At 68.6% G+C, this 25,394-nt stretch carries 20 protein-coding genes and 2 pseudogenes; 12 read left to right on the top strand and 10 right to left on the bottom strand.

Features of this window, described 5'->3' with window-relative positions; translation table 11 throughout:
* Positions 1-8 precede the first annotated feature (8 nt).
* A complete protein-coding gene (locus JK364_RS29230; protein ID WP_230992670.1) occupies positions 9-1,457 on the bottom strand; it encodes an aldehyde dehydrogenase family protein in 1,449 nt (482 codons plus the stop codon).
* Positions 1,458-1,542: 85 nt separating this feature from the next.
* Between JK364_RS29230 and JK364_RS29225 the strand changes: the two genes are divergently transcribed.
* Positions 1,543-2,715 carry an amidohydrolase family protein gene (locus tag JK364_RS29225; RefSeq protein WP_201854326.1) on the top strand — a complete coding sequence of 391 codons (1,173 nt, stop codon included), beginning with the start codon at positions 1,543-1,545 and terminating at the stop codon, positions 2,713-2,715.
* Positions 2,716-2,851: 136 nt separating this feature from the next.
* Here JK364_RS29225 and JK364_RS29220 read toward each other — a convergent pair whose 3' ends face one another.
* From JK364_RS29220 to JK364_RS29200, 5 genes are all read right to left on the bottom strand, one after another.
* Entirely contained in the window at positions 2,852-3,496 is a 645-nt protein-coding gene (locus JK364_RS29220) for a GntR family transcriptional regulator (protein WP_201854325.1), read from the bottom strand.
* Positions 3,497-3,961: 465 nt separating this feature from the next.
* A complete protein-coding gene (locus JK364_RS29215; RefSeq protein WP_201854324.1) occupies positions 3,962-4,114 on the bottom strand; it encodes a hypothetical protein in 153 nt (50 codons plus the stop codon).
* Between the two features lie 572 nt (positions 4,115-4,686).
* A complete protein-coding gene (locus JK364_RS29210; RefSeq protein WP_201854323.1) occupies positions 4,687-5,769 on the bottom strand; it encodes an MBL fold metallo-hydrolase in 1,083 nt (360 codons plus the stop codon).
* Between the two features lie 45 nt (positions 5,770-5,814).
* Positions 5,815-6,930 carry an NAD(P)-dependent alcohol dehydrogenase gene (locus JK364_RS29205; RefSeq protein ID WP_201854322.1) on the bottom strand — a complete coding sequence of 372 codons (1,116 nt, stop codon included), beginning with the start codon at positions 6,928-6,930 and terminating at the stop codon, positions 5,815-5,817.
* A 99-nt stretch (positions 6,931-7,029) separates the two neighbouring features.
* A complete protein-coding gene (locus tag JK364_RS29200) occupies positions 7,030-7,701 on the bottom strand; it encodes an LLM class flavin-dependent oxidoreductase (protein ID WP_307841413.1) in 672 nt (223 codons plus the stop codon).
* Positions 7,702-8,176: 475 nt separating this feature from the next.
* Here JK364_RS29200 and JK364_RS29195 point away from each other — a divergent pair, with 475 nt between their 5' ends.
* Entirely contained in the window at positions 8,177-10,936 is a 2,760-nt protein-coding gene (locus JK364_RS29195; RefSeq protein WP_201854321.1) for a helix-turn-helix transcriptional regulator, read from the top strand.
* A gap of 100 nt (positions 10,937-11,036) precedes the next feature.
* Here the strand turns inward: JK364_RS29195 and JK364_RS29190 are convergent, their stop codons facing one another.
* Both JK364_RS29190 and JK364_RS29185 read right to left on the bottom strand, forming a co-directional pair.
* Positions 11,037-12,080, bottom strand: coding sequence for an alpha/beta hydrolase (locus JK364_RS29190; RefSeq protein ID WP_201854320.1), 1,044 nt, complete (start codon positions 12,078-12,080; stop codon positions 11,037-11,039).
* Between the two features lie 360 nt (positions 12,081-12,440).
* Complete coding sequence (locus JK364_RS29185; RefSeq protein ID WP_201854319.1) at positions 12,441-13,313, bottom strand: aldo/keto reductase family oxidoreductase; 873 nt, start codon at positions 13,311-13,313, stop codon at positions 12,441-12,443.
* Between the two features lie 208 nt (positions 13,314-13,521).
* Here JK364_RS29185 and JK364_RS29180 point away from each other — a divergent pair, with 208 nt between their 5' ends.
* On the top strand, positions 13,522-14,385 hold the full coding sequence (locus JK364_RS29180) for a LysR family transcriptional regulator (protein WP_201854318.1): 864 nt from the start codon (positions 13,522-13,524) through the stop codon (positions 14,383-14,385).
* A gap of 37 nt (positions 14,386-14,422) precedes the next feature.
* Here the strand turns inward: JK364_RS29180 and JK364_RS29175 are convergent.
* A pseudogene (locus JK364_RS29175) lies at positions 14,423-14,620 on the bottom strand (hypothetical protein); the annotation flags it as partial.
* Here JK364_RS29175 and JK364_RS57630 point away from each other — a divergent pair.
* Positions 14,540-14,842 carry a hypothetical protein gene (locus JK364_RS57630; protein ID WP_372462010.1) on the top strand — a complete coding sequence of 101 codons (303 nt, stop codon included), beginning with the start codon at positions 14,540-14,542 and terminating at the stop codon, positions 14,840-14,842. The pseudogene JK364_RS29175 and the gene JK364_RS57630 overlap by 81 nt on opposite strands.
* On the opposite strand, the gene JK364_RS29165 is transcribed toward JK364_RS57630, so the two are convergent.
* A complete protein-coding gene (locus JK364_RS29165; RefSeq protein ID WP_201854317.1) occupies positions 14,812-15,510 on the bottom strand; it encodes a GntR family transcriptional regulator in 699 nt (232 codons plus the stop codon). The two genes, JK364_RS57630 and JK364_RS29165, sit on opposite strands and share 31 nt — an antisense overlap.
* A 201-nt stretch (positions 15,511-15,711) precedes the next feature.
* Here JK364_RS29165 and JK364_RS29160 point away from each other — a divergent pair.
* The 8 genes and pseudogenes from JK364_RS29160 to JK364_RS29125 form a co-directional block, all read left to right on the top strand.
* Positions 15,712-15,891, top strand: a pseudogene (locus tag JK364_RS29160) (IS256 family transposase); the annotation flags it as partial.
* A 223-nt stretch (positions 15,892-16,114) separates the two neighbouring features.
* The gene (locus tag JK364_RS29155) at positions 16,115-17,089 is read left to right on the top strand and encodes a quinone oxidoreductase family protein (protein ID WP_201854316.1); all 975 of its coding nucleotides are present in this window, start codon (positions 16,115-16,117) and stop codon (positions 17,087-17,089) included.
* A 10-nt stretch (positions 17,090-17,099) separates the two neighbouring features.
* A complete protein-coding gene (locus JK364_RS29150; protein WP_201854315.1) occupies positions 17,100-17,954 on the top strand; it encodes a fumarylacetoacetate hydrolase family protein in 855 nt (284 codons plus the stop codon).
* A gap of 33 nt (positions 17,955-17,987) precedes the next feature.
* Complete coding sequence (locus tag JK364_RS29145) at positions 17,988-18,536, top strand: nuclear transport factor 2 family protein (RefSeq protein WP_201854314.1); 549 nt, start codon at positions 17,988-17,990, stop codon at positions 18,534-18,536.
* Between the two features lie 191 nt (positions 18,537-18,727).
* Positions 18,728-20,272, top strand: coding sequence for a class I adenylate-forming enzyme family protein (locus JK364_RS29140; protein ID WP_201854313.1), 1,545 nt, complete (start codon positions 18,728-18,730; stop codon positions 20,270-20,272).
* Positions 20,273-20,532: 260 nt separating this feature from the next.
* A complete protein-coding gene (locus JK364_RS29135) occupies positions 20,533-23,103 on the top strand; it encodes a bifunctional FO biosynthesis protein CofGH (protein WP_307841420.1) in 2,571 nt (856 codons plus the stop codon).
* A gap of 2 nt (positions 23,104-23,105) precedes the next feature.
* A complete protein-coding gene (cofC, locus tag JK364_RS29130) occupies positions 23,106-23,795 on the top strand; it encodes a 2-phospho-L-lactate guanylyltransferase (protein WP_201854311.1) in 690 nt (229 codons plus the stop codon).
* Between the two features lie 235 nt (positions 23,796-24,030).
* Positions 24,031-25,383 carry an amidohydrolase family protein gene (locus JK364_RS29125; RefSeq protein ID WP_201854310.1) on the top strand — a complete coding sequence of 451 codons (1,353 nt, stop codon included), beginning with the start codon at positions 24,031-24,033 and terminating at the stop codon, positions 25,381-25,383.
* Positions 25,384-25,394 lie beyond the last annotated feature (11 nt).

Raw genomic sequence — 25,394 nt, 5'->3', positions numbered from 1 at the left:
ACAGCGGGTCAGCCGGCCCGCAGGTACACGGTCGTAGTGTGGGTGAAGAAGTCACGCGAGGCTCGGCCCTGCTCCTTGGGGCCGTAGCCGCTGTCCTTGACGCCGCCGAAGGGGACATGGGGGTCGGCACCGGCGGTTTCGGAGTTCACGTGCAGCATGCCGACGTGGAAGTCGTCGATGGCGCCCAGGACGTAGTCCAGGTCGTTGGTGAAGACAGCCCCGGAGAGGCCGAACGCGCTGTCGTTCGCCAGGCGCAGTGCTTCCCCGCGGTCCGCGGTGCTGACCACGCTGAGGACGGGGCCGAAGACCTCGTCGCGCCACACCGGAAGGTCAGGGCCAGTAAGCCGCAGCACGGTCGGCGGGACGAAATAGCCGTCGATCCGTTCCGCGTCTCCGTAGGACACGCCCCCGGTCAGGGCCTGGGCTCCACCCGCCCTGGCGTGCTCGATGTCAGCGAGGATGGATGCTCGGGCACCCGACGACGACGCCGGGCCCATGTCGACGCCCTCCCGCAGCCCGTCCCCGACCTGCAGCTGCCGCACCCGGGTACAGATGCGCTCCAGCAGTTGGTCCTCGACCTTGGCCTCGACGATCAGCCGTGACGTCGCGGTGCACTTCTGGCCGGTCGAACGCATGGCTCCGAGCACGATCTGCTCCGCGGCATGGTCGAGATCCGCGTCGGCCAGTACGACCGCGGCGTTCTTGCCGCCCATCTCGGTCTGCACCGGCCTGCGCAGCCGGGCACACGTCTCCATCAGGCGGGTGCCGACCTGCGTCGAGCCGGTGAAGCTCAGCGCCGCCACGCCCGGATGCTCGGCGAGCCGTGTGCCGAGCGGTCCCGGCCCGACGAGCAGGGACAGCACGCCCTCGGGCAGCCCCGCCTCGACCAGGGTCTCCGCGAACCGCATGGCCAGCAGCGGAACGAGGCTCGCCGGTTTCCACACGACGGCATTGCCGTGAATCAGCGCCGGAGCGATCTTCCACGCCGGGATGGCGATCGGGAAGTTCCACGGCGTGATGATCGCGACCACACCCAGCGGACGACGCGTCACGAAGATCGACTCGCCTCGACGGGGCGAGGCGTAGACCTCGCCGGAGTCCCGATCCGCCTCGCCGGCGTGGAATCGGAGGATCTCGGCCGCCCGCCGCACCTCGCTCACGCCCTCGACGAGAGTCTTGCCCTCTTCCCGGGTGAGTTCCGCGCCGTACATCTCGGCCCGAGCGGCCAGCATGCCGGCCGCGGTCCTCAGGACCTCCGCGCGCTCGTGGATGGACGTCCGCCGCCAGCCCTCCCAGGCCGCCACCGCGGCTTCCACCGCCACGCCGAGGTCCTGCTCCGTGGCGACTGCGACGTCGGCCACCACCTCCTCCGGCCGTGCCGGATTGCGCGATGTCGCCGCCGCCCCGCCACCGTCGCGCCACTGCCCGGCGATCAGTTGCCGTACCCGAATCGTCATACGAGCTCCTCGCATCGCCTTCCACCCGCTTCGTATCACGTATACATTCTACGAGATGGCCGCAGCAAGCAAGATGGAGAAACGTATGACGACCACATTGGTGACCAACATCGGGACGCTCGTGACCGGCGACCTGTCCACGCCGCCGCTCCACGACACATCGGTACTCATCGAGGAGGGAGTGATCGTCGCGCTCGGCGACGAGGGCGCGCGGCCCGACCTGATCGTCGACGCACAACGGCAGACGGTCATCCCGGGACTCGTGGACGGGCATGTGCACCCCACGGTCGGCGAGTGGACACCGGCACAGAACTCCACCGGATGGGTGCACAACTACCTTCAGGGCGGTACGACGACCATGGTCTCGGCCGGAGAACTTCACGTTCCCGGGCTGCCCTTTGACGAGCTGTCACCCGACCTCGTGCTCGGGCTCGCCACTGTGTGCCGCCGGACCATCGGTGAATACCGGCCGTCCGGCGTCAAGGTGCGCGCCGGGACGCTACTGCTGATTCCCGGCCTGCGGGAGACGGACTTCGACCGCATGGTCGAGGCGGACATCCGGCAGCTGAAGTTCATCTTCTACGACTGGTCACGCCTGGACGACGGCGAGGCCGTCCAGTACATGACATGGGCCCACGAGCGCGGCATGGTCGTCAAGATGCACTCCGGCGGGGTTTCCCGCTCGGGTTCGAGCCGAGTCGCCGGCTATGAGGTCGTCACAGCCGTCGGCCCCGATGTCATCGCCCACATCTCCGGCGGACCGATCCCGATGCCGGACGATGAGATCCGCGGTGTGATCGACGACCTGCCGGAGGCCGCGGTCGAGATTTGCAGCTCAATGAACTACCGGGCGACGAAAATCACCATCGACCACCTCGTAGCCACCAACGCGCTGCACCGCCTCACCCTCGGAACGGACACTCCCGGCGGCACCGGTGTCATCCCTCGCGGCATGCTCCGCAACATCTGTTACCTCGCCAGTGTCTGCGGCCTGGCGCCCGAGATCGCCGTCGCCGCCGCAACCGGCAACGTGACCCACCATCACGGCATCCCGGGCGGCATGATTCAGCCGGGACAGCCCGGCGACCTGATCGTTCTCGGGCCGATCCAGGGGTCGCGCGCCCGGGACGGTCTCGAGTCCTTCGCCCTGGGCGACCTGCCCGGCATCTCGGCTGTCGTCGTCGACGGCATGCCACTCGTCACCGGCCGGAGCGAGCAGACACCGCCGCCTCGGCGGGGTGCCGTCCTCCGCCGCTGACGCGAGGGGCGGGACCTGGGCCTATGGCACAAGCGGGACCTGGGCCTATGGCACAAGAGGGAGGGCCGCCGACAACCGACCGGACCGGTCGACGGCACCGCTGCCAGGCGAAGGCCGGGCGTGCGTCAGCTCGGCGTCACGGGTTGCTGTCCGCTTCAGGCTTCGACTCGCCCGTCACGGACCGGTGGATCGCGGCGACAGTCGACTGCCGATGCCCGCGCATGAGCGTCAGCAACGCCTCCAGGTCCCGAGCCCGCGCCGCCTCCAGGATCGCATGGTGCTCGGCATGCGCCCGCTGCTGCGCCGTATCGGCGTGCATGTAATGGGATCGGTAGAGATCTGAAGCGTCCCAGACCCGACCGAGAATGCGCATCAGATGCGGCATGGCCGCGGCCTCGAACAATACGAAATGAAACGCCCGGTGCGCCTCCACCCACGATGCGAGGTCGCCGTCAGCCTCACACCGCGCCATTTCATCGAATGCCGCGCTCATGGTTTCGACGGTTTCATCCGCAATGCGGGGAACCCCTACCGACAGCGCCTCGGTCTCAAGGATCTCACGGACGTTCTGAATCTCCAGGAGTTGCTCAACATCCAATTGCGCGACATGGTAGCCGGCGTGCGGGGCATAGCTGATGAGCCCTTCACCCTGCAGAAGACGCAGCGCGTCCCTCACCGGGACACGGCTGACTCCAAACTGTGAGGCCAGTTCATCCTGAAAGATCTGGACACCAGGAGGCATATCGCCACCGAGAATCGCCCGCCTAATCTCTGCGACCACCGCCTCCTGGGCCGTAGGCGGCCTTTTCCTCCTGTTCACCAAAGCCATCGACCCTCCAGACAAGGTCCCACCATTACTCCGCCATCCTGGGCCGCCACTGCAAAGTTGTCAAATTAAATGAGATGATTTTACATAATATAGGCCATTTTACGCTGCTGTGGCGGAGTTTTACCGGCCTACTCCCTTCCTCGAATTGGACCTGCCGCCTGTTGACCATCGGATCATCCGAGAATGCATGAGCCATGGTGCCGTTGCCACGCGACATCCTGTCTTGTCCTGTCCGTGGTAGGCCGACAACCTCATCCCGCGGATCGCCCCATGGACCGCCATGCGCGATGGCCCACCTCCGGCTCGGCGGCAGTGAGCAGGACCAAGGCCCGTACAGAGCCGACAGAAATCGAACATGAAGAATCTTTAATTGGCGTCCACACTCGGGATCTCCAGGCACGTGACCGCTTGCGTGGATCAGCGATCTCTGAGGAGAAGGTGCAGCAGCGTCACCACACCCACCCCGACCAAGAGGGCCGTACCGAACGAAGGATGCTCAAAGGCGATATACACAGTGATACCGCCCGTCAGCAGCAACAGCGCCATGCGCTGATCCATCTGACCGTCCATGAGTAGAGGCCCCTCCCGAAGGTGCCGGCACGCCTGCGCTTCCGACGGCGCTTGGTGACGAGAGAGAGGCCGCAGGAGCGGAGCCATTACGCGGGTTCACAACAGGGCACCTGTGTTGTGCGTCACACCTGACGCGCGGGAGTGGAAGGGGCACGACGCCATGTCCAACCGTGAATCGGTGCGGAGCACCGCACCTACCTCCGCACCCGCCCAGCGCGCCGACCGCCATGTGTCGGGCGGCACCGTCGTCGTCACCACCGTTGTGCGCCCGCCGGGAGCGGCAAGCCGGGACCGAACGCTGCCGCTACCCCCGATCCCATCGGAAGACGAGGCCGTGAACGCGCGCACACGAAGCGGCCATGCCATGACACCAGCCGCTACCACCCCAAGCTCCCCAGCAGCAGTGCGCCAGGCGACCCCGAAACCGCGCCCATCGTGGCCCGCGTCTTCAGCGAGTACCTTCGCGGAACGGGCCTGCACCTACAACATGAAGAAGCGGGTCGTGACCGCTGAGTCACAACCCGCATCATCCGTGTACGTATGCTCGTCTGGTCGTACTGTTCAGGACGGCGTCAGGTCAGGAAGACCGGGGGATTCTCGCCCCGCAGGCGGTAGTCCGGGCGCGGCCGTTCCAGCCGGATCGACTCCAGCACGGTGTACGCGTGGTACTTGGTCTGGGTGGTGGCGCCTGCCAGCCGCTCCCACCAGAGCTGGCCGTTGCTGGTCGTCTTCTCCAGGACGTGCCGGGTGGTGTAGTTCGCCATCGAGTTGATCCAGTTCTCGGTGCCGACGAACATCCTGTTCCAGCCGGTGCTGGTCACGATGTCGACGAGCGCGTCCGAGCGGCTGAATCGCTCGACCGCCGCGGTCGCCCCCTCGAGCACGTCGGCGAAGTACTCCACGCACAGTTTCACCTGCTCGTAGGTGCCGTAATGCATGTGATGTCCGCCGACGAAGAAGTCGAAGTCGTAGTCGAGAATCTGCGCATGCGCCTCGTACCAGCCGGAGATGTTCTGCGAGGCGTCGCAGTGCATGAAGGTCACGCTGCCCGGACTCAGGATGTCCACGGCAGTGAGCACCTTCTGCTGTGGTGCGTAGATGAAGATGTTGCCCGGGCAGTGGTTCTCGCCCTTGTAGGAGAGCTGCAGGCTCACTCCGCCGACTTCGAGGACGAGGTCGTCCTCGAATGTCGTCGTCGGCAGGGGCCGCTTCGGGTCGGGAAAGCGCTCCAGGAGATCCTTGGTGATGCGGTGGGCGACGATCTCGACGTCGGGACCGAACACGGAAGCCGCGCCGATGTGATCGGCGTGCCAGTGGCTGTAGATCACGTGGGTCACCGGTTGGTCGGTGACGTCCTCGATCGCCGCCAGCATGTTCTCGCCCAGCGTCGGCGGTGCGTCGATCGCGACCACGCCCCGCTCGGTCACCACGAATGCGGCGTCGTAGCCGGCGCTGGTGACCCAATAGAAGCCGTCGCGCAATTCTTCGACGTGGTAGCCGTACTTCTGGAAGTGCTCGCTCTGGAAGTAAGGGGGGTAATACCCCTCGGGGTCGGCCGGGTCGTCCGCCCCCGCTCGGGGGAAGCCATAGTGGTCGATCGCGTAGAAGCTCGAGGTGTGGTCAACGCTGATGGGTTTCTGACTGCTCTGGCACATCGACGAGATGCCTCTCTGCTGTGGAAAATCTGTTGAACGGGTGGGCTATCCCGGTGATGTGAAGCGAAGGATCGCCTTGGTGGCGTGGCCCGAGCCCGCGTCTTCGAACGCGGTGTTGATATCGGAGAAGTCGTAGAAGGAGAGCAATCGGTCGATCGGGAACCGGCCCGCTCGGTAGAGCTGGGCGAGATCGTTGATCAGTAGCGAGGAGACGGCGTCTCCCTGGATGATGCCCTGCAACGACTGGCCGGCCGTGAGCCGGCCGGCGTCGATCATGGCGCCGGTGCCTTCGTGGAACGCCACGAAGCCGAATCGGCCCAGCGGTGCCAAGGCTCCGACCCCGGCGTCGAGGTTCTCCGTGCGGCCGCTCGTATCGAGGACGTACTCCAGGCCGCGCGCCTCGATGGCGCGGAGCGTGCCGGTGAGGTCCTCGGCCTGGCCGGGGTTGACGAGGTGCGTCGCTCCGAGATCGCGGGCGAGCTCGAGCCGGCCGGCGTCGACGTCGACGGCGACGATCGTGGTAGCACCCGCGACGCGAGCCGCCATGACCGCTGCCAAGCCCACCGCGCCTACGCCGAACACGGCGAAGGACGCCCCCGGCGGAACAGCGAGGGCCTTGAGTACGGCCCCCGCGCCCGTCTGCAGCCCGCACCCCAACGGAGCCATGACGTCGAGGGGCAGATCACGGGGGACCTTGATCGTGTTCCGTTGGTGGGTCAGAGCGTAGGTGGAGAATGAGGACTGGCCGAAGAAGTGACCGTGTGGCTCAGCACCGTGGGCAACGTGCAGGCCGTTCGAGCCATCCAGGCGGGCACCTGCGAAGTTGGCTGCCCAGACGTTGTCGCAGTAGGCCGCGTGAGCGGACATGCACGGCTTGCAGCGGCCACACGAGTGGTAGGACAGGACGACGTGGTCACCGGCCTCGACGGTGGTGACAGCGGCCCCCACACGTTCGACGACTCCCGCGCCCTCGTGCCCCAGCACCACCGGTAGCGGCGTCGCCATGCGCTGCGCCCGCACATGAGCATCGGTCGCGCAAATTCCGGTCGCGACCATGCGAACGAGTACCTCGTCGGGTCGCGGGTCCTCGACCTCGATGTCACGGAATTCGAACGGCCCGTCCCGCGCTTCGAGAACGGCAGCGCGCGCGGACGTGGTCATACGTCGTGAGCCTGCCGCGAAGCGCCGCCGGCGCCATGGTGACAGAGGACAGAAATCATCAACGACTCCCAGGTCGGGGTAGTGGGCCTTCAAGGGCCTTCAGGGGCCTTCCGGTATGTCGAAACCTAGACCGGCTGCCCGCGCTCGCGGATCGGTCGCCCTATCGGTCACGGCCCGGGCGTGGTGCCACGCCTTCACTGCCGGAGACCGGTGCGCGAGGCCTGTTCGACTCGGGCGATCAGGCGGCTGTTGTGGACGGCGTGGTCGAATCCCGGGGTGCGCGCGACGGGCCGCCCGGCGTTGGGACGCCGGGGCGAAGCCGGACAGATAGACCGGAGGCCGAGGGCGCTGGACCGGCTTGAGTCCGATGTGGGCGGCGGGGAAGGCGTAGTGCCTGCCGTCGTATCGCGCGACGGGCTCGGTGGTCCACACCGCCTCCAGCACGTCCAGACACTCGTCCAGCCTCGCGCCCCGCTCCTTCCAGGGAACGCCCACGCCCTGGTACTCCTCGGGCGACCAGCCGGTGCCGAGGCCGGGTATGAGACGTCCCCCGCTCACCACGTCGACACCGGTCAGCGACCGGGCGAGGAGCAGCGGGGAATACCAGGGTGCGATGAGCGTGGAGGTGCCCAGCAGCGCTCGTTCGGTGACGCTCGCGGCAACACCCAGCGCCACGAACGGGTCAAGCATGGTGTGCAGCTGCCACGGAATCGTGTCCATGCCTCCGTAGCCCACGGTCGGATTCACCGCGGCCAGCACGCGGTCACCCACCCCATAGGCTGTCGGCTCCGAGCTCCTCGGCCTGTCGGGCGAAGTCGGCGAGCCTGCTGAGCTCTTGAGCCATCGCGCCGTACTGCGGAAGCGAGAATCCGATGCGCATGCGAACTCCTGGAGAGACAATGATAAATTGACCGATGTAGTGATGCAGCATCAATCTCGGTCTTCTGCGGAACGCAAGGCCATTCACGTCCTCGCGCTTCTCATCGGGTTATGGGCTTCAGGCCTCTTCAGCCGGGCACGAACCTACGTCGGCCGCCCGAGGTCGCGAATCGGTCGCCGTATCGGTCGCGGCTCGCACCGCACCGGCACGTGGTCCGGATGGGGGTCGCTGCGAGGTTGGCGGACGAACCCTGCCGCGGTCCCCGCCGGATGGGCCGCTCAACCGGTCGGCCACAGCGGCAGAATTGGCCTATAGCCTCGAAACGGTCGCACCACCGCGGCCTGGCACGACATTCTGGGGTGGGACATGGAGCTGTTCGGGCGGCACGCCGAGACCGCGGCCCTCGACAGGTTGCTGGATCGGGCCGCGGACGGCTCGGGCTCCGGGCTCGTGCTGTGGGGCGAGCCGGGTATCGGCAAGACCGCCCTGCTCGAGCACGCCGTCGAGGCCGCGTCCGACGCGACGGTGCTGCGGTGCCGGGGCTCCCGGATGGAAGCGGGGCTCGCGTTCGCGGCACTGCACGAGCTGCTGTGGCCGGTGAGGGACCGACTGGAGAGGCTCGCCGCTCCACAGGCTGCGGCGTTGCGCGGCGCGCTGGGATTGAGCCGGGACACGACCAACCGATTCCTCATCGGCGCGGCCGTGTTGTCACTGGTCAGCGATCTTGCCCGGGAGCGACCGGTGCTTGTCGCGGTGGACGACGCCCAGTGGGTCGACGAGGCGACCGTGCACTGCCTGGGCTTCCTCGCCCGGCGAGTGGCGACCGATCCGGTCGCGGTGCTGCTCACCGGACACGAGGACCCTGCCTCGGGGCCGTGGGAAGGACTGCCGGCACTGGAGGTCGTGGGGCTGGCCGACGACGACGCCCGGCGGCTCCTGGTCGCGGCCGCCCCGGGGGCCGACGGGGCGCTCGTCGATCGTACGATCCGGGCAGCCGGGGGCAACCCGTTGGCGCTGCACGAGCTGCCCGCCATCGATCACGAGCCCGATGGCGACGCGCCGCTCGGGCGATCCGGGGATCTGACGCCGGTCGGGCCACGGCTGCGGCGGGCGTTCGGCTCCCGGGCCATGGCCATGACGCCGCCGGCCCGGGCGTTGTTGCTGCTGGCCGCCGCCGAGGACCGGGGCGACCGCCATGTCGTGCACCGTGCCGGGGCCGACTGGGGCGTCGACACGCCCACCTGGGACGAGGTCCTGCGCTCCGGTCTGATCCGTGCCACCGGGGCCCGGCTGGAGTTCCGCCACCCGCTGATCCGGGCGGCGGTCTACGATGGCGCCCCCTTCCTGGACCGGCAGGCCGCGCACCGGGCGTTGGCCGTCGCCCTGCCGAGGGATGCCACCGCGGAACGGGCCTGGCATCTGGCCGCCGCCGCCGACACGGTGGACGAGGACGTCGCCACGTTGCTGGAGCAAGCCGCCGAGCAGTGCCTGCAGCGTAGTGCGGGGCCGATAGCGGCTCGCACACTGCGGCGGGCGGCCGAGCTGTCCCCCGAACCGGCCGCGGCCGCGCGCCGCCTGGCCGCTGCCGCCCGCGCCGCATGGGACGCGGGCGACGCGGAGGCGGCGCGGCAGCTGCTGGACGACGCCGAGCGCCTGGGCGGCGAGCTTCTCGTCGCCCGGCTGAGCGGCGGGTTGCGCGGGATCCTCGAGTTCGCCCACGGCGTGCCCGAGCGTGCCCACCGCTACCTGGTCTGCGACATGGCTGTCGTCCCTGGCGCTCGCGGCGCGGTGGAGCTCGGCACCGTGGCGGTCCGCGCCGCGTGGTCGGCCGGTCGGCCCGACCTCCAGCAGGAGGCACTGCAGCGGCTACTCGCCGTGGACACCGACGGTGATCCCGCCCTGTCGGAGCTGTTGCCCGTGCTGAGGGTCTGGTGGTCCTGCTACGACCAGACCGGCGAGGTCACCCCGACCGCCCCGGAGATGGCCGGCGGCACGGTCAGTCGGCTCGGTACGGCCGCGTGGGAGCTGCTGCCACCCGTACCGCTGGCCCAGGCCTGGGGGATAGAGGGCTCGCTGCTCGACGTGCTGCGCGAGCAGGCCGTACACCTGCGGCGTCGGCACGAACTCACCGCGCTGGCGCTGGTGCTCGCCCAGACCGCGGTCCTCGACATCGCCGCGGGTCGGTGGGAAGCCGCCGAGACCGCGGCGGCCGACGGGCTGCGGCTGGCCAAGGAGGTCGGGGCGGATCACCTGGCCACGCAGTGCCGCGTCTCCCTCGGAGCACTGGCCGCCGCCCGGGGCGATCACCGCACCGTCGACGAGCACACCACCCAGATCCTGCGGGTCTCGGTCCCACGCGGGGTGCGGGGACTCAGCGCATCGGCGTACTTGCACCGCGGCCGCGCGGCGCTGTTCGACGGTCGTCCACAGGACGCGCTGAGTCACCTGATGCCGCTCGCCGAGCCCGAACACGAGGCCGCTCACCCTACCTGTGCGCTGTTGGCCGCCATGGACACCGTCGAGTCGGCGGTGCAGTTGGGGAACGCCGACGTCGTCGAACCCCAGGTGGCCATGGTGGAGACGTGGGCACAGCGCACGGGTGCGACGTGGGCCCGTACCACTGCCCATCGTCTCCGCGCCCTCGTGCTCGGCGGCCCGGCGGCAGAGACCTCGTACCAAGCGGCCCTCGACGTGGCGGGTGCGGCGGACTATCCGTTCGAGTACGCCCGTACCCGGCTGCTCTACGGGGAGTGGCTGCGGCGGGCGCGCCGCCGGGCCGACGCCCGGATCCAGCTTGCCGGCGCAGCCGAGATCTTCGACCGCCTGGGTGCGGAACCACTGCGGGCGCGGGCGTTGTCCGAGCACGCACTGACCGAAAGCCCGCGGCGCCGTCTCGTGCCCAGCCGGACCGACGAGGCCGGGTTGACCACGCAGGAACTGCGGGTCGCGCGACTGGCGGCGAAGCGTCTGACCAATCGGGAGATCGCGGCACATCTGCTGATCAGCCCACGCACGGTCGGCCACCACCTGGCCAAGGTCTACGACAAGCTGGGCATCACCTCCCGTGCCGAGTTGGCCCGGATCGACTTCGCGGGGAGCCTGCGGCTCAGCGCGGCCGGTGACTGACCGCGCCGTGCGCCGATCGCCGATCGCACAGCCAACCGATCGGGGCCGGCGCATCGTCCCGTGCCGTCCCTGGTCTTGCTGGGGCCCGGGTTGCGTGTTCCTAGAGCTTGCGGGACAGCCACTTGTCGATGGTGTTGGTGGTGCTGTCGGCGTTGCGCTGGAGGGCCAGGTCGTGACCGGCTCCGGGAATGGACTTCACGTCGACGGCGGGGCTGGCCGGGTAGGCGGCGGTCTCCGCTGTGAGGGTCTTGCTCAGGTCGGTGGGGTCGAAGAACAGGCCATCGTGCTGGCCCACGAGCGACAGGACGGGAACGTCGACCTTCTTGCCGTACGTGTCGTTGCTCTGCTCGTCCGAGAAGGAGGTGAACTCCCCGACGGTGGCGATCTGTTTGACCGCATCGTCGGCCTTCACGGTGCTCAGGTCGGCGTTGAACGGCCAGTAGAGCAGCTGGCGCATGCCGTCCCGGGTGGTGAGGGAGCCGTCCGGTATCGCGCGGCCGGCGAAGGCGGCGTCTTCGGCGGCGGGGTGCATCGCGGCGTTGAACAGCAGTCCGCCGGAGCCGGCATGGTGCATGAATCCGGTGACGACGACAGCGTTGACGTCCTTGTAGGACGCGGCTTCCTGGAGGGCGACCGCGCTTCCCATGGAGTGGCCGACCAGTGCGACCGGCAGCCCTTTGTGGGCGGTCCTCAGCTTGGTGATCAGTTGATGGATGGTGGCGGAGTGGGTCGTGCCGTTCAGCTTGTCCGCGGCCGGGCTGCTGGAGTTGCCGGTTCCGAGGCGGTCCACGGCGACGGTGATCCAGCCGTCCTCGGCCGCCTCGCGTGCCTGCGAGATCCAGCCGCGGTCCGTCTTGAGATCGAAGTACCGATGGTCGTAGGTGACGCCCGGGATCATCACCTGAATGCCCTTCACGCGGGCGTGGGTCGGTTGGTATTCCACGGCGCTCAGCGTCTGGTCGGCCGGTCCACTGCCGGTGAGTGAGACCTTCTGCGTGATCGTGTGTCGAGTGAAGCCCGATACGCGCTCGGGGGCGGCGGACGCGCTTGGGGGCGTGATCGCGCCGGCGGTGACGAGCAACGCGGCGGACGCCGCGCCCACGGTGAAGCGGGCCACGTGGTTTCGGGGCGTGGTCGAGGGCATGGGGGAGGTCCTTGCTGTCTTGGCCGAGGCGCGGCCTCGGATGAAGCCCGAGCGGGCGTCACGACGGATGGCGAATGGGCGTTGATCGAGCCGTGACTGCCGGTGGTGATCCAGGCGTCCTCGGCTCGCTGACGGGCGGCGTGATGTCGAGGCCGCAGCGCGCGGGCAGGTCGACCTCAGCCCTGGTCAGCGTGGAATCCGCCGTGGAACGGGCCCGCCACGACGCCGTCGACATGCTCGTGGACGCCGCCAGTGCGCCGCAGCCCCGGTCACCGCCGTCCCGGCCGGCATGAAGTTCCGCGGCTCCCTGCTCTGGATCCGCGGCTCTGCCTCACCGGGTGATCTCACCCGGAGCAGGCCCTAGCGGCCGATCTTGTCCAACTCGGCGAGGTCCTCGTCGGAGAGCGAGACTCCCGTACCGGCGGCGTTCTCGCGCAGGTGTACCACTGACGAGGTGCCGGGAATGAGCAGGATGTTCGGCGACCGGCGCAGCAGCCAGGCCAGAGCGACCGACATCGGCGTCGCCTCCAGCCGGGTGGCCACGGCAGAAAGCGCCGTGGACTGCAGCGGAGTGAAGCCGCCGAGCGGGAAGTACGGCACGTAGGCGACGCCCTTGGCACTGAGGTCGTCGATCAGCTCGTCGTCCTGGCGGTAGGCGAGGTTGTACATGTTCTGCACACACACGATCGGCGCGATCGCCTGCGCCTCGGCGACCTGTTCCGCCGTCGCGTTGCTCACTCCCAGATGCCGGATCAGGCCTTGCTGCTGGAGTTCGACAAGAGCCTCGAAGGGCTCGGCGAGCGAGCCGGACCGAGGGCCCTGGGCGTCGCCGAGCCGGAGGTTGACCACATCAAGCACCTCGACGCCGAGGTCCTCGAGGTTCTCGTGGACGGCGCGGCGCAGGTCCTCAGGCTGCCGGGCAGGGGGCCAGCCGCCCTGCTCATCGCGGACCGCGCCGACCTTGGTCACGATGTGCAGCGATTCGGGGTAGGGGTGCAGTGCTTCACGGATCAGCTGATTGGTGACGCGCGGCCCGTAGGCGCCGGAGGTGTCGATGTGGGTGACCCCGAGGTCGGCGGCCTCACGCAGGATGGTGAGCGCGCCGTCGCGGTCGGCAGGCGGGCCCATGACCCCAGGGCCGGCGAGCTGCATGGCGCCGTAGCCGAAGCGGGTGACGGTCAGATCGCCCAGGGGCCAGGTGCCGCCGGGGAGTGACGCGGAGAGTGTGTTCATGGCTGTGTCTTTCCTGCTGAGCCGGATACTTCATGGGCTGCGTGTCACATGGTCCGCCGCTCGTCGACGGCACCTCGTCCGCGCCGGCTACCGGCGCGGATCTCGCTTCGCCCGTGCCGTTGATGTTCGCTCGCCGACCGGCGGCGCATCCAATACCGACACAGCGCCCGGTGATACCCGGAAGGTATCACCGGAGTACGCTGTCGCCATGGACATCTTGGAGACCCGCGAGCTGAGGTACTTCCTGGCCGTGGCCGAGGAACTGCACTTCGGCCGTGCCGCCGAGCGCCTCGGCATGGCACAGCCACCGCTGTCCCGGGCGATCCAGCGGCTCGAGCGGCGCCTCGGTGTCTCCCTGCTGACACGCAACCGTCGCGGAGTCGCCCTGACCGGCGCCGGGGAGATGCTGCTGTACGAGGGCCGCGCGGCCCTCGACGCGATCACCGCCGCCGCCCGCCGCGCCCGCCGCGCCGGTGGCGCTGACGACCCGAGAGGCCCCCGCAACCGCCTGGTGCTGGCGGTGAAGGCCGCCTCGTCCCACGAGTTGCTGCACAAGCTCCTCGACGCCTACGCGGCCGAGCCGGACGCCGCCGAGATCGACGTGCTGCCGAGCGGTACCTGCGAGCAGGAAGAGATGCTGCGCGATGGCCGGGCTGACGTGGCGCTCATGCACAAGCCGTTCAACTCCCTCACTGGGTTCGACAGCGAGGAACTGATGACCGAGGGGCAGATCGCCATCCTGCCCGCCGAGCACCCCCTCGCCGCGCACAAGACTCTGTCCCTGGCCGACGTCAGCGACATTCCCGATCTTCCGCTCGCCCGTTGGTCCCGTAACGGCACCTACCCACCCGGTCCGGGCCCCGAGATCCACGATCAGACGCAGCTGGCCCAGCTGATCGCCCTCGGACGCACCGTGGCCGTCTTCCCCGACTCCGCCCGCGCCTGGCTATGGGCCGAGCACACCGCCGTCCCCCTGACCGACGCACCCCCCGTCGTCACTCACATCGCGTGGCCCGCGCACAGCCGCTCCCTCGCCCTCGCGGGGCTGGTCCGCACAGCCACACGGCTATGACCCTCTCGTGCCTTCCCACCGCGCCGTCACCCTGATGACCCTCCGCCTGACCGCCGGCCCCGGCGTGGGTGACAACGAGGTCGGCCTGCCCCAGCACGTCCAGCTGCGGCGCCCAGGGGTGCACCTCGACGTTGTCCGGCAGCGTGCCCAGCTCCTGTTCAGTGACCTGCCTGCCCACCTGGAGCACCTCACGATCACCCGCAAGACCGTCACCGGTCTCGCCGACCGGCTCCCGGCCGTCGCGCCGGACCTGCCCGAGCACCCGGACTACCCCCGCGTCCTCGCCGCTTTCCACCACGCGACCGGGCCGCTACGGGCCAAGCACGTCGGTGAAGCCCTCGGCCACGAACTGCTGCCGAAGAACGTCGAAGGCACCCGCGCCAAACGGACACCGGAGGCGCTGAATGAGTCCCCGTCCGCGACCTGTCATTCCTCGGGTGGGGCGTGCAGCTCATGAAGGCCGTCTGCTTGCAGCAGTCGTGCCGTGTGCTGGAGGTGCTCGCGGAGCAGGAGTGCGGCGCGCTCGGCATCCCGGTCGACGCTCGCCTCGAGGAGTGCCCGGTGTTCGGCCGCACCATCGCGGTCCGGTTTCCGCTGGAGTGAAACCGACCACAGCTGATAGAGGCCCGCCTCCTCGCGAAGACTCCGGGCCATCTGCAGTATGCGTCGGTTCGGGCACCCTGCGATCAGGGCGAAATGGAACTCGGTGTGAACTCGCGCCCACTCGTCCGTTGGGCGGCCGGGCTGTTCAGATGAGGTGAAGGGGGTCCGGGCAAGCAAGTGATGCGCGGCGACCGCGTTGGCCTCCCACTGCCGGTCACCCTTCTCGATCGACATGCGCAGAGCCATGCACTCCAGCTCCACGCGTGCGGCCGTGAGATCCTCGAGATCTTCGAGGGACAGCGGTGTCACCATGTAGCCAAAATTGGGCTGCGAGCGGACGAGTCCCTCTGATGCCAGTCGGGTCAGTGCCTCGCGCGCGGCACCTACGGAGGTTTTGTAATCCTCACAAATCTGCTGGAACTTCAGACGTTCACCAGGGCGGAACCGTCCCCCTAGGATGTCGTCCCTCAGCCTCTGATGCACAGCGGCCGCGCGTGTCGCCGATCGACCTTCTTTCGCCATGGTCCATCATTTTACCCGGCTTATGGGCAAGCTGCGGCAACTTTCGAAACCCTAGCGCATATCGACTAAATGGGGACACATAAGCACGTTCCCGCGTCGCCGCACTCAGGCTCGCCTGTCCGCCGAGGACCCGGCGCACCCCTCGGCGGGCCATCACGTGTGGTTGGCCGCGCAACCGGCACCTACGTCCAGGTCGCGGGTCAACGGTTCTCCCCGGCGATCCTGCCGCCCCGGTGCCGCGAGTCCCCCAAGATCAGCGAGGTGCCGCCGCCGCTCCACCCGCACGGCCTGCCCTCCGGCGACTTCGTACCGGCGCTGGAGCAGTTCCCGGGCCCGGCGGCCGGCCCGTCGCCCGCGAGCGCCACCCGGCTCACCCAGCGGTGACAGACCCGCCGTAACTTTCGAAAATCACATTGACATGCCTGCATGCGAAGCATATGAATATATTAGTAGAGCGGAGCCGCCGCTCTCCCAACGACGGGAGAAGCAGTTGACGATGAGACGGCAGGCCGCCCGTGCTTCCGGTGCGGACCAGGCTCCCTCGGCCGGGACGCGCGCCGGTGTGATGCTCGGAGTCAGAGCGGTTTCCTCGATGGAGCCGGCGTTGCTCCAGGTCGAGGACATCCCGGTACCGAGCATCGACGGTCCGGACCAAGTACTGATCGAAGTTCGTGCCGCCGCGGTGAATCGAAGCGACGCACTCGCCTGCCGCGGAATCCTGCCGGGGCCGTTCCCCCGCGTTCTCGGGCGAGCCTTCGCCGGCGTTGTCGTCGCGGGCACGCGCGAGCTCCGGGGCCGTTCCGTCTGGGGAGCGGGTGGCGAGATCGGCCTGTCCTGCGACGGCGCCTACGCCCAGTACCTCGCGACGTCGAGAACAGCGGTGACCCCGATGCCGGCAGGGCTGTCATTCGCCGAGGCCGCGGCCTCCGCGCTGTCCTACCTCACTGCCGCTGCCGCGCTACGGCTGGCTGGTCCGGTCGGACGCGAGTCGACGGTGATCGTGACCGGTGCCGTGGGAGGAGTCGGAGCGGCCGCCGCTGATATGGCCCGCTGGCTCGGCGCACGACGCGTGATCGGCGTCGTCAAAGGGGCCGACGAACTCAGCCTGGCAGTTGCCGCCGGAATCGACAGGGTGATCGACGCTGATCTGTCGCTGGGAGATCGTCTTGTGGACGCCGCAGGACCGACAGGCGCCACATCCGCCGTCGACGTCGTGGGTGGCCCCCTGACGGCGGACATCACCCGCGCCATGGGTGCGCGCGGCAAGATCTGCCTGCTCAGCAGCCCGCCGCAGGACTCAGTCGCCGCCATCGATCTGCTGGATTTCTACCGCAAGGAACTGCACCTGCTCGGCCTGAACACCGGCCGACTGACTCCGGCGTCGGCAACCGCCCGGCTGCGCGAACTCGCCCCCGGTTTCGGGGACGGCAGCCTTCGGCCAACGCCTGTCCACGCCACCTACTCCCTGGGAGAGGTAGCACAGGCGTTCGCCGCGGCCGAGCGTGGCGTACGCGGACGGCCGGTTCTGCTTCCCCACGGTCCAACCGGGGCCGACACCGTCGGCACCGGCACCAAATGATCGGAGATCCATGCGTTTCGCCAACCACGATGGCCGAGCGACCATCGTCCTGAACGACACCACGGGCATCGACGTCGAATCGGCCAGCAAGGGCAAGTTCGGGTCCAACCCCGCTTCGGTCTACGGCGTCTGGGACGTGTTCGTCGACTGGGCAGCCACTGTGAACCCCACGGACAGCGTCCTGACACTCCATCGGTCGCGCCTGGGAGCCCCCTCCCCGGAGCCTCGGCAGATCTTCGCGATCGGCCTGAACTACCGCGACCACGCCGCGGAGTCCGGGTTCGACCTCCCGGACCGACTGCCCCCGGTCTTCACCAAGTTCCAGTCGTCGCTGACCGGACCCGACACGACCGTCACGCTTCCAGCCGGCGGGAACACGGACTGGGAAGTGGAACTCGTCGTCGTGATCGGGCGGGAGACCAGGGGGGTCGGTAAGGCCGAAGCCTGGGGCAGCGTTGCGGGACTCGCCGTCGGACAGGACATCTCGGAACGAATCTCTCAACTGCAGGGACCCGCACCGCAGTTCAGCTTCGGCAAGTCGTACGCGGGTTTCGCACCGGTCGGCCCGTGGATGGTCACGCCGGACGAGCTGTCCGATCCGGACGACCTCGAGCTCGGCTGCGCGATCGACGGCGACGTGGTCCAGCGAGGCCGCACCAGTGACCTGATCTTCGACGTGCCGGAGCTGATCTCATCGCTGTCGCAGGGCGTGACCCTCTATCCCGGCGATCTGATCTTCACCGGCACACCCGCGGGAGTCGGCCTCGCCCGTCAACCGCAGCGTTACCTCCAGCCCGGCGAGGAACTCCGTAGCTGGGTCGAAGGCATCGGCGAGATCCGTCAGGTCTTCACCGCCGATCGCTGAACTGCCCACACCGCATCGCAAGGAGGAAAGACCATGACGACGAGCGAACACACCGCCGACACCGACAACCTTCTCAAGGTCGATGTATCGACTCTGAGCCGCGAGGAGCTCATTGCGCACAATCTCCGGGTCGTCGAGGCACATTTCCACAACGAGAACCCGGAAAGTGTCGACAAAGCGATCGCGCTTTACACCGATGACATCGTTTGGGAAGCACCGTTCCGTGGTCAGGTGTACAAAGACGCTGCCACCGTGAAAGAAGCCTACCTGGCGATTTTCGAGACAGTGCATTTCAACCGGACCACGACGCTTCGCCGCTTCGCCACCGAGGACTACGTCTTCGACGACCAGATCTGCGACCTCACCGTGGTCGGGGACGGAATGCCGAACCTCGGGTTCAAGCCCGGTGACCGGGTGAGCATGCGCCTCGTTCACTGCTTCGAGATGCGCGGTGGCCGGATCGCGCGGGAGATCGCATACGAGATGTCCCGGGAGTTCCGCGGTCCCCGCGATGTCGACGACATTCCTGAAGGATCTGTCGTCACCGACTTCCCCGACGGCCCGCACCACGGGCAGTGGTGAGATCGGCTCCGTCACCCGTTCAGCCGCTCTCCGCCTTCAGGGCGAAATTGCCAGTTATCTCGTCGAGCTGACTGCTCTGGGCGAGCCCTCGAGCCTGAGGGCTCGCCGGCCTGAGGGCTCGCCGGCCTGACGGCTCGCCGGCCTGACGGCGATCCATTCAGCTATCACACAGGGAAACCACGGAGAACGCCTTGAACGTCGCCCACCTGCTCGTCGACGGCAGCCGCCGCGCCGGCGGCGCCGACGCCCTCGTCTTCGGGGGCCGCAGGACCAGTTACCCCGAACTTGTCGATCGGGTAGCGAGAGTGGCGGCCGGATTGCGCCGGCTCGGTCTGCGACCCGGTGATCGGGTCGCGCTGCTCCTGCCCAACCGGCCCGAACTCGTCGAGATGCTCTGGGCGTGTTTCTGGGGCGGATTCGTCGCGGTCCCGCTGAACTGGCACCTCCACCCCGACGAGATCGCCTACGTGGTGGAGCAAAGCGGCGCCGCGGCGATCCTCGTCTCGGCGGAGACTTCCGCCGCGGCGGACACGCTTCCGCCGCAGGTCCGGATCATTCGCGCCCCGGCCGCCACGGCCGCCGAGGCCGCCGAGGGGACGAACGCGGGCACCGCGTATTCAGCCGTACCCGCCGCTCGGCCGCTCGACATGGCGGCCGTCGACGACGCGGACTCAGCATGGCTGTTCTACACCTCCGGCACCACCGGCAGGCCCAAGGGTGCCACGTTGAGTCACCGCAACCTGGCTGCGATGACCGCCACCTACCACGCCGATATAGATCCGGTTGCTCCCGGCAGTTCCTTCCTGCACGCTGCCCCGCTCACCCACGGCAGCGGCCTCTACCTCCTCCCCGCGATCGGCCGCGGGGCGACGAACGTGATCTCGCCTTCCGGCAGCTTCTCGCCGGGCGACTATCTCGGGCAGATCGAGAGGCACAAGATCACACACGCGGCGTTCCTCGCGCCGACCATGTTGAACAGGATCGTGCGCGACCCTCAGTTCGCAACGTACGACTTGTCGGGCCTGCGGAGCATCGTCGTCGGCGGCGCCCCCCTCTACCAGGAGGACTTGCGCGCCGCGGTGAACGCTTTCGGACCCATCATCACCCAGATGTACGGTCAGGGAGAGGCTCCCATGACCATCACGGTGATGCCCCCTGGGGACGCCCTCGCTCACCCCGGCTCCTGTGGCCGCCCCTTCGGCGGAATAGACCTCCGCATCGTCGCGCAGAACGGTTCTCCCGTCCCCGATGGAAGTGACGGTGAGGTCATCGTCCGGGGCGCCGTGGTCATGAACGGCTACTGGAAGAACCCGAAAGCCACCGCGGAGACTCTCGTGGACGGTTGGCTGCACACCGGTGACATCGGTCATCTCGACCCGGATGACGGGTACCTCTACCTGACCGACCGTGCGAAGGACGTCATCATCACGGGCGGATCCAATGTCTATCCGCGCGAGGTCGAAGAGGTCCTGCTCACCCATCCGGCAGTGCGTGAAGTCGCGGTTGTCGGAGTTCCGGACAGCGAGTGGGGAGAGTCCGTCGTCGCTTTCGTCGTAGCGGACCAAACACTGGGCGCAGCTGAGCTCGTCGAGCTCTGCAAAGCGCACCTCGCTTCGTTCAAGAAGCCGAGGTCGGTTGTCTTCGTCGACGATCTGCCAAAGAACGCCACCGGAAAGATTGTCAAAAGGCAACTCCGTCAGGAGACGCACCTGGCAGACCGCCAGATCATTCGGTGACGCCACGGGGAAATACCTCAGCACGACCGGGCCCCCTAAACGCCTGAAACCACGCCGGTCAATCTGCTCTGCCGGGACCTCCTCGACGTGGACGCCCACCCGTATGTGCTCTCACCTGGCAGAAGACGCTCGCCCACCGCGTCGCGGCCATCGGCACCACCATCCGCGTCGAGCTGGACATCCAGGTCGTCCGCGGCACAGCTGGACAGCCCGCCCGCGGCCAGGGCCCTTCACAGCAGACATGATCGCAATCTGGAGAAATACCAGTGGTCCTCACCGAGAACTCCATGCGTCGCGCTCTCAAACGCGCCCGGGACGGCGTCGCCCTGGACGTCACCGAGGCCGCCGTCCTGCTCCAGGCGCGCGGCGAGGCCCTCACCGGCCTCGCGGAGTCCGCCGCCCGGGTCCGCGACGCGGGCCTCGACGCGGCGGGCCGCCCCGGCGTGATCACGTACTCGAAGAGCGTCTTCATCCCGCTGACCCGGCTGTGCCGGGACAAGTGCCATTACTGCACCTTCGTCACCGTGCCCGGCAAGCTGCGCCGCGCTGGGCACGGGATGTTCATGTCGCCGGACGAGGTCCTCGACACCGCCCGCGAGGGCGCCGCCCTCGGTTGCAAGGAAGCCCTGATCACCCTCGGCGACAAGCCCGAGGAGCGCTGGCCGGAGGCGCGCGAGTGGCTCGACGCGCACGGCTACGACGACACCATCGCCTACGTCCGCGCCATCTCCGTCCGCATCCTGGAGGAGACGGGCCTGCTCCCCCACCTCAACCCGGGCGTCATGTCGTGGACGGACTTCCAGCGCCTGAAGCCGGTCGCGCCCTCGATGGGCATGATGCTGGAGACGACCGCGACCCGGCTGTGGTCCGAGCCCGGCGGCCCGCACCACGGCTCCCCGGACAAGGAACCGGCCGTCCGGCTGCGGGTGCTGGAGGACGCGGGCCGCTCCTCCGTCCCCTTCACCACCGGCATCCTCATCGGCATCGGGGAGACCTGCGAGGAGCGGGCGGAGTCGCTGTTCGCGCTGCGCAAGGTGGCGCGGGCGTACCACGGCGTGCAGGAACTGATCATCCAGAACTTCCGCGCCAAGCCCGGCACCGCGATGCGCGGCATGCCGGACGCCGAACTGGACGAGCTGGTGGCCACGGTGGCCGTCGCCCGGCACATCATGGGCCCGAGCGCATGCCTACAGGCCCCGCCCAACCTCGTCGACGCCGAGTACGAGCGGCTGATCGGCGCCGGCATCGACGACTGGGGCGGGGTCTCCCCGCTGACCATCGACCACGTCAACCCCGAGCGGCCCTGGCCGCAGATCGAGGAGCTGGCGGCGAGGTCCGCGGCGGCCGGCTTCGAGCTGCGTGAACGCCTGTGCGTCTACCCGGAGTTCGTGCGGCGCGGCGAGCCCTGGCTGGACCCGCGGCTGCGCCCGCACGTGAGTGCCCTGGCCGACGCGCAGACCGGCCTCGCCCGCCCGGACGCGGTGGTCGAGGGCCACCCCTGGCAGGAGCCGGAGGAGGTGTTCGTGCCCTCCGGCCGTACGGATCTGCACACCGCGATCGACACCGAGGGCCGCACCTCCGACCGCCGCGACGACTTCGACGAGGTCTACGGCGACTGGGCCGAACTGCGCGCCGCGGCCGCCCCCGGCATGGTCCCCGAGCGCATCGACACCGACGTCCGCCAGGCCCTGGCGACGGCGGCCGACGACCCCACCCGGCTCACCGACGCCGAGGCCCTGGCCCTGCTGCACGCGGACGGCCCGGCGCTGGACGCGCTGTGCCAGGTGGCGGACGAAGTGCGCAAGTCGGTGGCCGGCGACGACGTCACGTATATCGTCACGCGCAACATCAACTTCACCAATGTCTGCTACACCGGCTGCCGCTTCTGCGCCTTCGCCCAGCGCCGCACCGACGCCGACGCCTACACCCTCTCCCTGGACCAGGTCGCCGACCGCGCCCAGCAGGCCTGGGACGTGGGCGCGGTGGAGGTGTGCATGCAGGGCGGCATCCACCCGGACCTGCCGGGCACGGCGTACTTCGACATCGCCAGGGCGGTCAAGGAGCGCGTGCCGGGGATGCATGTGCACGCCTTCTCCCCGATGGAGGTCATCAACGGCGCGACCCGCACCGGGATGTCCGTCCGCGAGTGGCTGAGCGCCGCCAAGGAGGCGGGCCTGGACTCCATCCCCGGCACGGCGGCGGAGATCCTCGACGACGAGGTCCGCTGGGTCCTGACCAAGGGGAAACTGCCCACGGCCACCTGGATCGAGGTGGTCACGACGGCGCACGAGCTGGGCATCCGCTCGTCGTCGACGATGATGTACGGCCATGTCGACCAGCCCCGCCACTGGCTCGGCCACCTGCGCACGCTGGCCGGTGTCCAGCGACGCACCGGCGGTTTCACGGAGTTCGTGACCCTGCCCTTCATCCACACCAACGCGCCGGTCTACCTGGCGGGCATCGCCCGCCCGGGCCCGACGATGCGGGACAACCGGGCGGTTACGGCGATGGCGCGGCTGCTGTTGCACCCGCACATCCCCAACATCCAGACGAGCTGGGTGAAGCTGGGCACCCAGGGCGCGGCGGAGATGCTCCGCTCCGGCGCCAACGACCTGGGCGGCACCCTCATGGAGGAGACCATCTCCCGGATGGCGGGCTCCTCCTACGGCTCCTACAAGTCGGTGCGGGACCTGATCGCGGTGGCGGGGGCGGCCGGCCGGCCCGCGAGGCCGCGTACGACGCTGTACGGCGAGGTGCCGGAGGAACGGCAGCGGGCCGCGGCGGCGTCCGACGGGCACCTGCCCGAGCTGCTGCCCGTCCTGGAAGGGTGATCGTGCCCCACACTGACAGCACCCGCTGGACCGTGCTGCTACCGGTCAAACCGTTCGCCCTGGGCAAGAGCCGCCTGGCGATCTGGGCTGGTGCGAGCCGGGCGGAATGGGCGCGGGCCTTTTACTTGGACACCCTGGACGCGATCTCGCATACCCCGCTGGTGCGACAGGTCATCGTCGTGACGGCCGACAGCGAGGCACACGTTCTGGCTGCCCGGGCCGGAGCGAAGGTCGCCGACGACACCCCTGTCCGTGGCCTCAACGCCGCTGTCCACCGTGGCGCCGCCCACGCTGCGATCAGCGCCACAGCGGGCCCCGTGGCGGTCTTGACCGCGGACCTACCGGCCCTGCGGTCTGAGGAACTCATGCGGGTCTTGACTGACGCGCGGCATCACCCCCGAGCCTTCCTCACCGACCACACAGGCTCTGGCACCACGATCTTGACAGCGAGCACACCGCGCATGCTCCTGCCTCGCTTCGAGGGTGCCTCCCGCACCCAGCACGCTGTCACGGGGGCCCACGAACTCATCATCGCCAACGTTCCCGGCGCCCGACTGGACGTTGACACACCGATGGACCTGGGTGCGGCGCTGAGCTTGGGCGTCGGTCCGTACTCCACAGCTCTGCGATCGAACATGCGCGAACTGCCCCTTACCAGCCGGGTCTGTCAAACGAGCGGCTCCGGCCCGTAGCCGGTGGTGACGCCCGGGTCACCCCGGACTGGGGAGCCACCGTGGCGCCCGCCCCGTCCCCGTGCCGCCCTGGATACCCCCTGTGCTCGCCGCGGAGCTATTTTCGAAAGTATCATTGACATGCTACTAGCTAGTTATTATAAACAAATCCAGCTGTGGCAGAACGCTTCAGCGGCGATCGGCCGACGCCGGAACCCTGTTGCCCCTCTGCACACCGAACAACGGAGGCTGAACAATGCCGTCAAGACTGCTGCTCAAGAACGGATTCGTCCTGACCCTCGACCCGGCACTGGGCGATCTGCCCCGCGCTGACGTACTCGTCGAGGACGGGAAGATCGCTCAGATCGGTCCGGATCTCCCCGTGACAGACGCGGAAACCCTCGACGCCGCGGGAACTGTCGTCGTCCCGGGGTTCGTCGACACCCATCGGCACATGTGGGAGACCGTGCTGCGCGGCGTACTGCCGGCGTGCACGCTGGACGGATACCTCGCCCAGGTGATCGGTGCCATCGGCCCCGCCTACCGCTCCGAGGACGTCTACACCGGGAACCTGCTCGGCGCGCTCGAGGCCCTCAACGCGGGCATCACCACGATCGTGGACTGGTCGCATTGCAACAACACGCCCGAGCACGCGGACGCCGGCATCACAGCGTTGCGCGCGGCCGGTATCCGTGCGATGTACGCCCACGGGACGCCGGCGGGTGGCGAGTGGTGGGCCTACAGCGAACTCGGCCATCCAGCGGACGCCCGCCGTATCCGCGAGCAGTACTTCTCATCGGAGGACGATCTCCTTACCTTCGCCCTTGCCGTCCGCGGGCCAGGAGTGAGCCGCCCCGAGGTGTGCGTGCATGACTGGCGGCTTGCTCGCGAGTTGGAAGCCAGGATCTCCGTCCACGTCGGGATGCGGATCACGGGCGTGCACGGACAGGCGATCGCCGAGCTCGACCGCGCGGGGTTGCTCGGCCCGGACACCACCTACGTCCACGCCAACACCAGTACCGACGACGAGCTCGCGATGATCAAACGCACCGGTGGTTCCGCCTCGGTCGCTCCGTACGTCGAGATGCTCATGGGGCACGGCCATCCACCGATCACGCGAATGCTGGAGCAAGGGGTGACGCCCTCGCTGAGCATCGACGTCGCCACCTCGGTCCCCGGCGATATGTTCACCCAGATGCGGACCGCGCTCGCCCAGGGCCGCATCTCCTCGTTCGGCGACGATGTCGATGTCGCATTCGCGCCGGCACTCACCCATGCGGACGTGCTCGGCTTCGCGACACGTGCCGGTGCCCAGGCCTGTGGACTGGCCGATCGCATCGGGACCCTGGCTCCCGGTAAGGACGCGGACATCGTCTTGATCCGGGCGGATGACATCAACACGATGCCCTTGGTCGACCCCGTCGCCACCGTGGTGACCAGTGCCGACACGGCCAATGTCGACACGGTGATCGTCCGCGGCGAGATCCGCAAGCGGGCCGGCAAGCTCGTCGGGGTCGACCTCGCCCGGCTCCGGGCCGACGCGGAGCGCTCCCGTGACCACGTGCTGCGTGCGAGCGGCATGACTCCGTCCTGGCTGCCGCAGAACTGAACGATTCTCTT

Source organism: Streptomyces endocoffeicus (assembly GCF_016741935.1).
Taxonomy (GTDB): Bacteria; Actinomycetota; Actinomycetes; order Streptomycetales; family Streptomycetaceae; genus Streptomyces; species Streptomyces endocoffeicus.
This window is presented reverse-complemented; position numbering and strand designations above follow the sequence as displayed.

Coding starts and splice junctions, on each gene's coding strand:
- JK364_RS29210 (WP_201854323.1), bottom strand. CDS start 5,769: ATGTGCCAGAGCAGTCAGAAACCCATCAGCGTTGACCACACCTCGAGC.
- JK364_RS29230 (WP_230992670.1), bottom strand. CDS start 1,457: ATGACGATTCGGGTACGGCAACTGATCGCCGGGCAGTGGCGCGACGGT.
- JK364_RS29215 (WP_201854324.1), bottom strand. CDS start 4,114: ATGGACGGTCAGATGGATCAGCGCATGGCGCTGTTGCTGCTGACGGGC.
- JK364_RS29180 (WP_201854318.1), top strand. CDS start 13,522: ATGGACATCTTGGAGACCCGCGAGCTGAGGTACTTCCTGGCCGTGGCC.
- JK364_RS29225 (WP_201854326.1), top strand. CDS start 1,543: ATGACGACCACATTGGTGACCAACATCGGGACGCTCGTGACCGGCGAC.
- JK364_RS29150 (WP_201854315.1), top strand. CDS start 17,100: ATGCGTTTCGCCAACCACGATGGCCGAGCGACCATCGTCCTGAACGAC.
- JK364_RS29165 (WP_201854317.1), bottom strand. CDS start 15,510: ATGGCGAAAGAAGGTCGATCGGCGACACGCGCGGCCGCTGTGCATCAG.
- JK364_RS29145 (WP_201854314.1), top strand. CDS start 17,988: ATGACGACGAGCGAACACACCGCCGACACCGACAACCTTCTCAAGGTC.
- JK364_RS29205 (WP_201854322.1), bottom strand. CDS start 6,930: ATGACCACGTCCGCGCGCGCTGCCGTTCTCGAAGCGCGGGACGGGCCG.
- JK364_RS29125 (WP_201854310.1), top strand. CDS start 24,031: ATGCCGTCAAGACTGCTGCTCAAGAACGGATTCGTCCTGACCCTCGAC.
- JK364_RS29190 (WP_201854320.1), bottom strand. CDS start 12,080: ATGCCCTCGACCACGCCCCGAAACCACGTGGCCCGCTTCACCGTGGGC.
- JK364_RS29185 (WP_201854319.1), bottom strand. CDS start 13,313: ATGAACACACTCTCCGCGTCACTCCCCGGCGGCACCTGGCCCCTGGGC.
- JK364_RS29195 (WP_201854321.1), top strand. CDS start 8,177: ATGGAGCTGTTCGGGCGGCACGCCGAGACCGCGGCCCTCGACAGGTTG.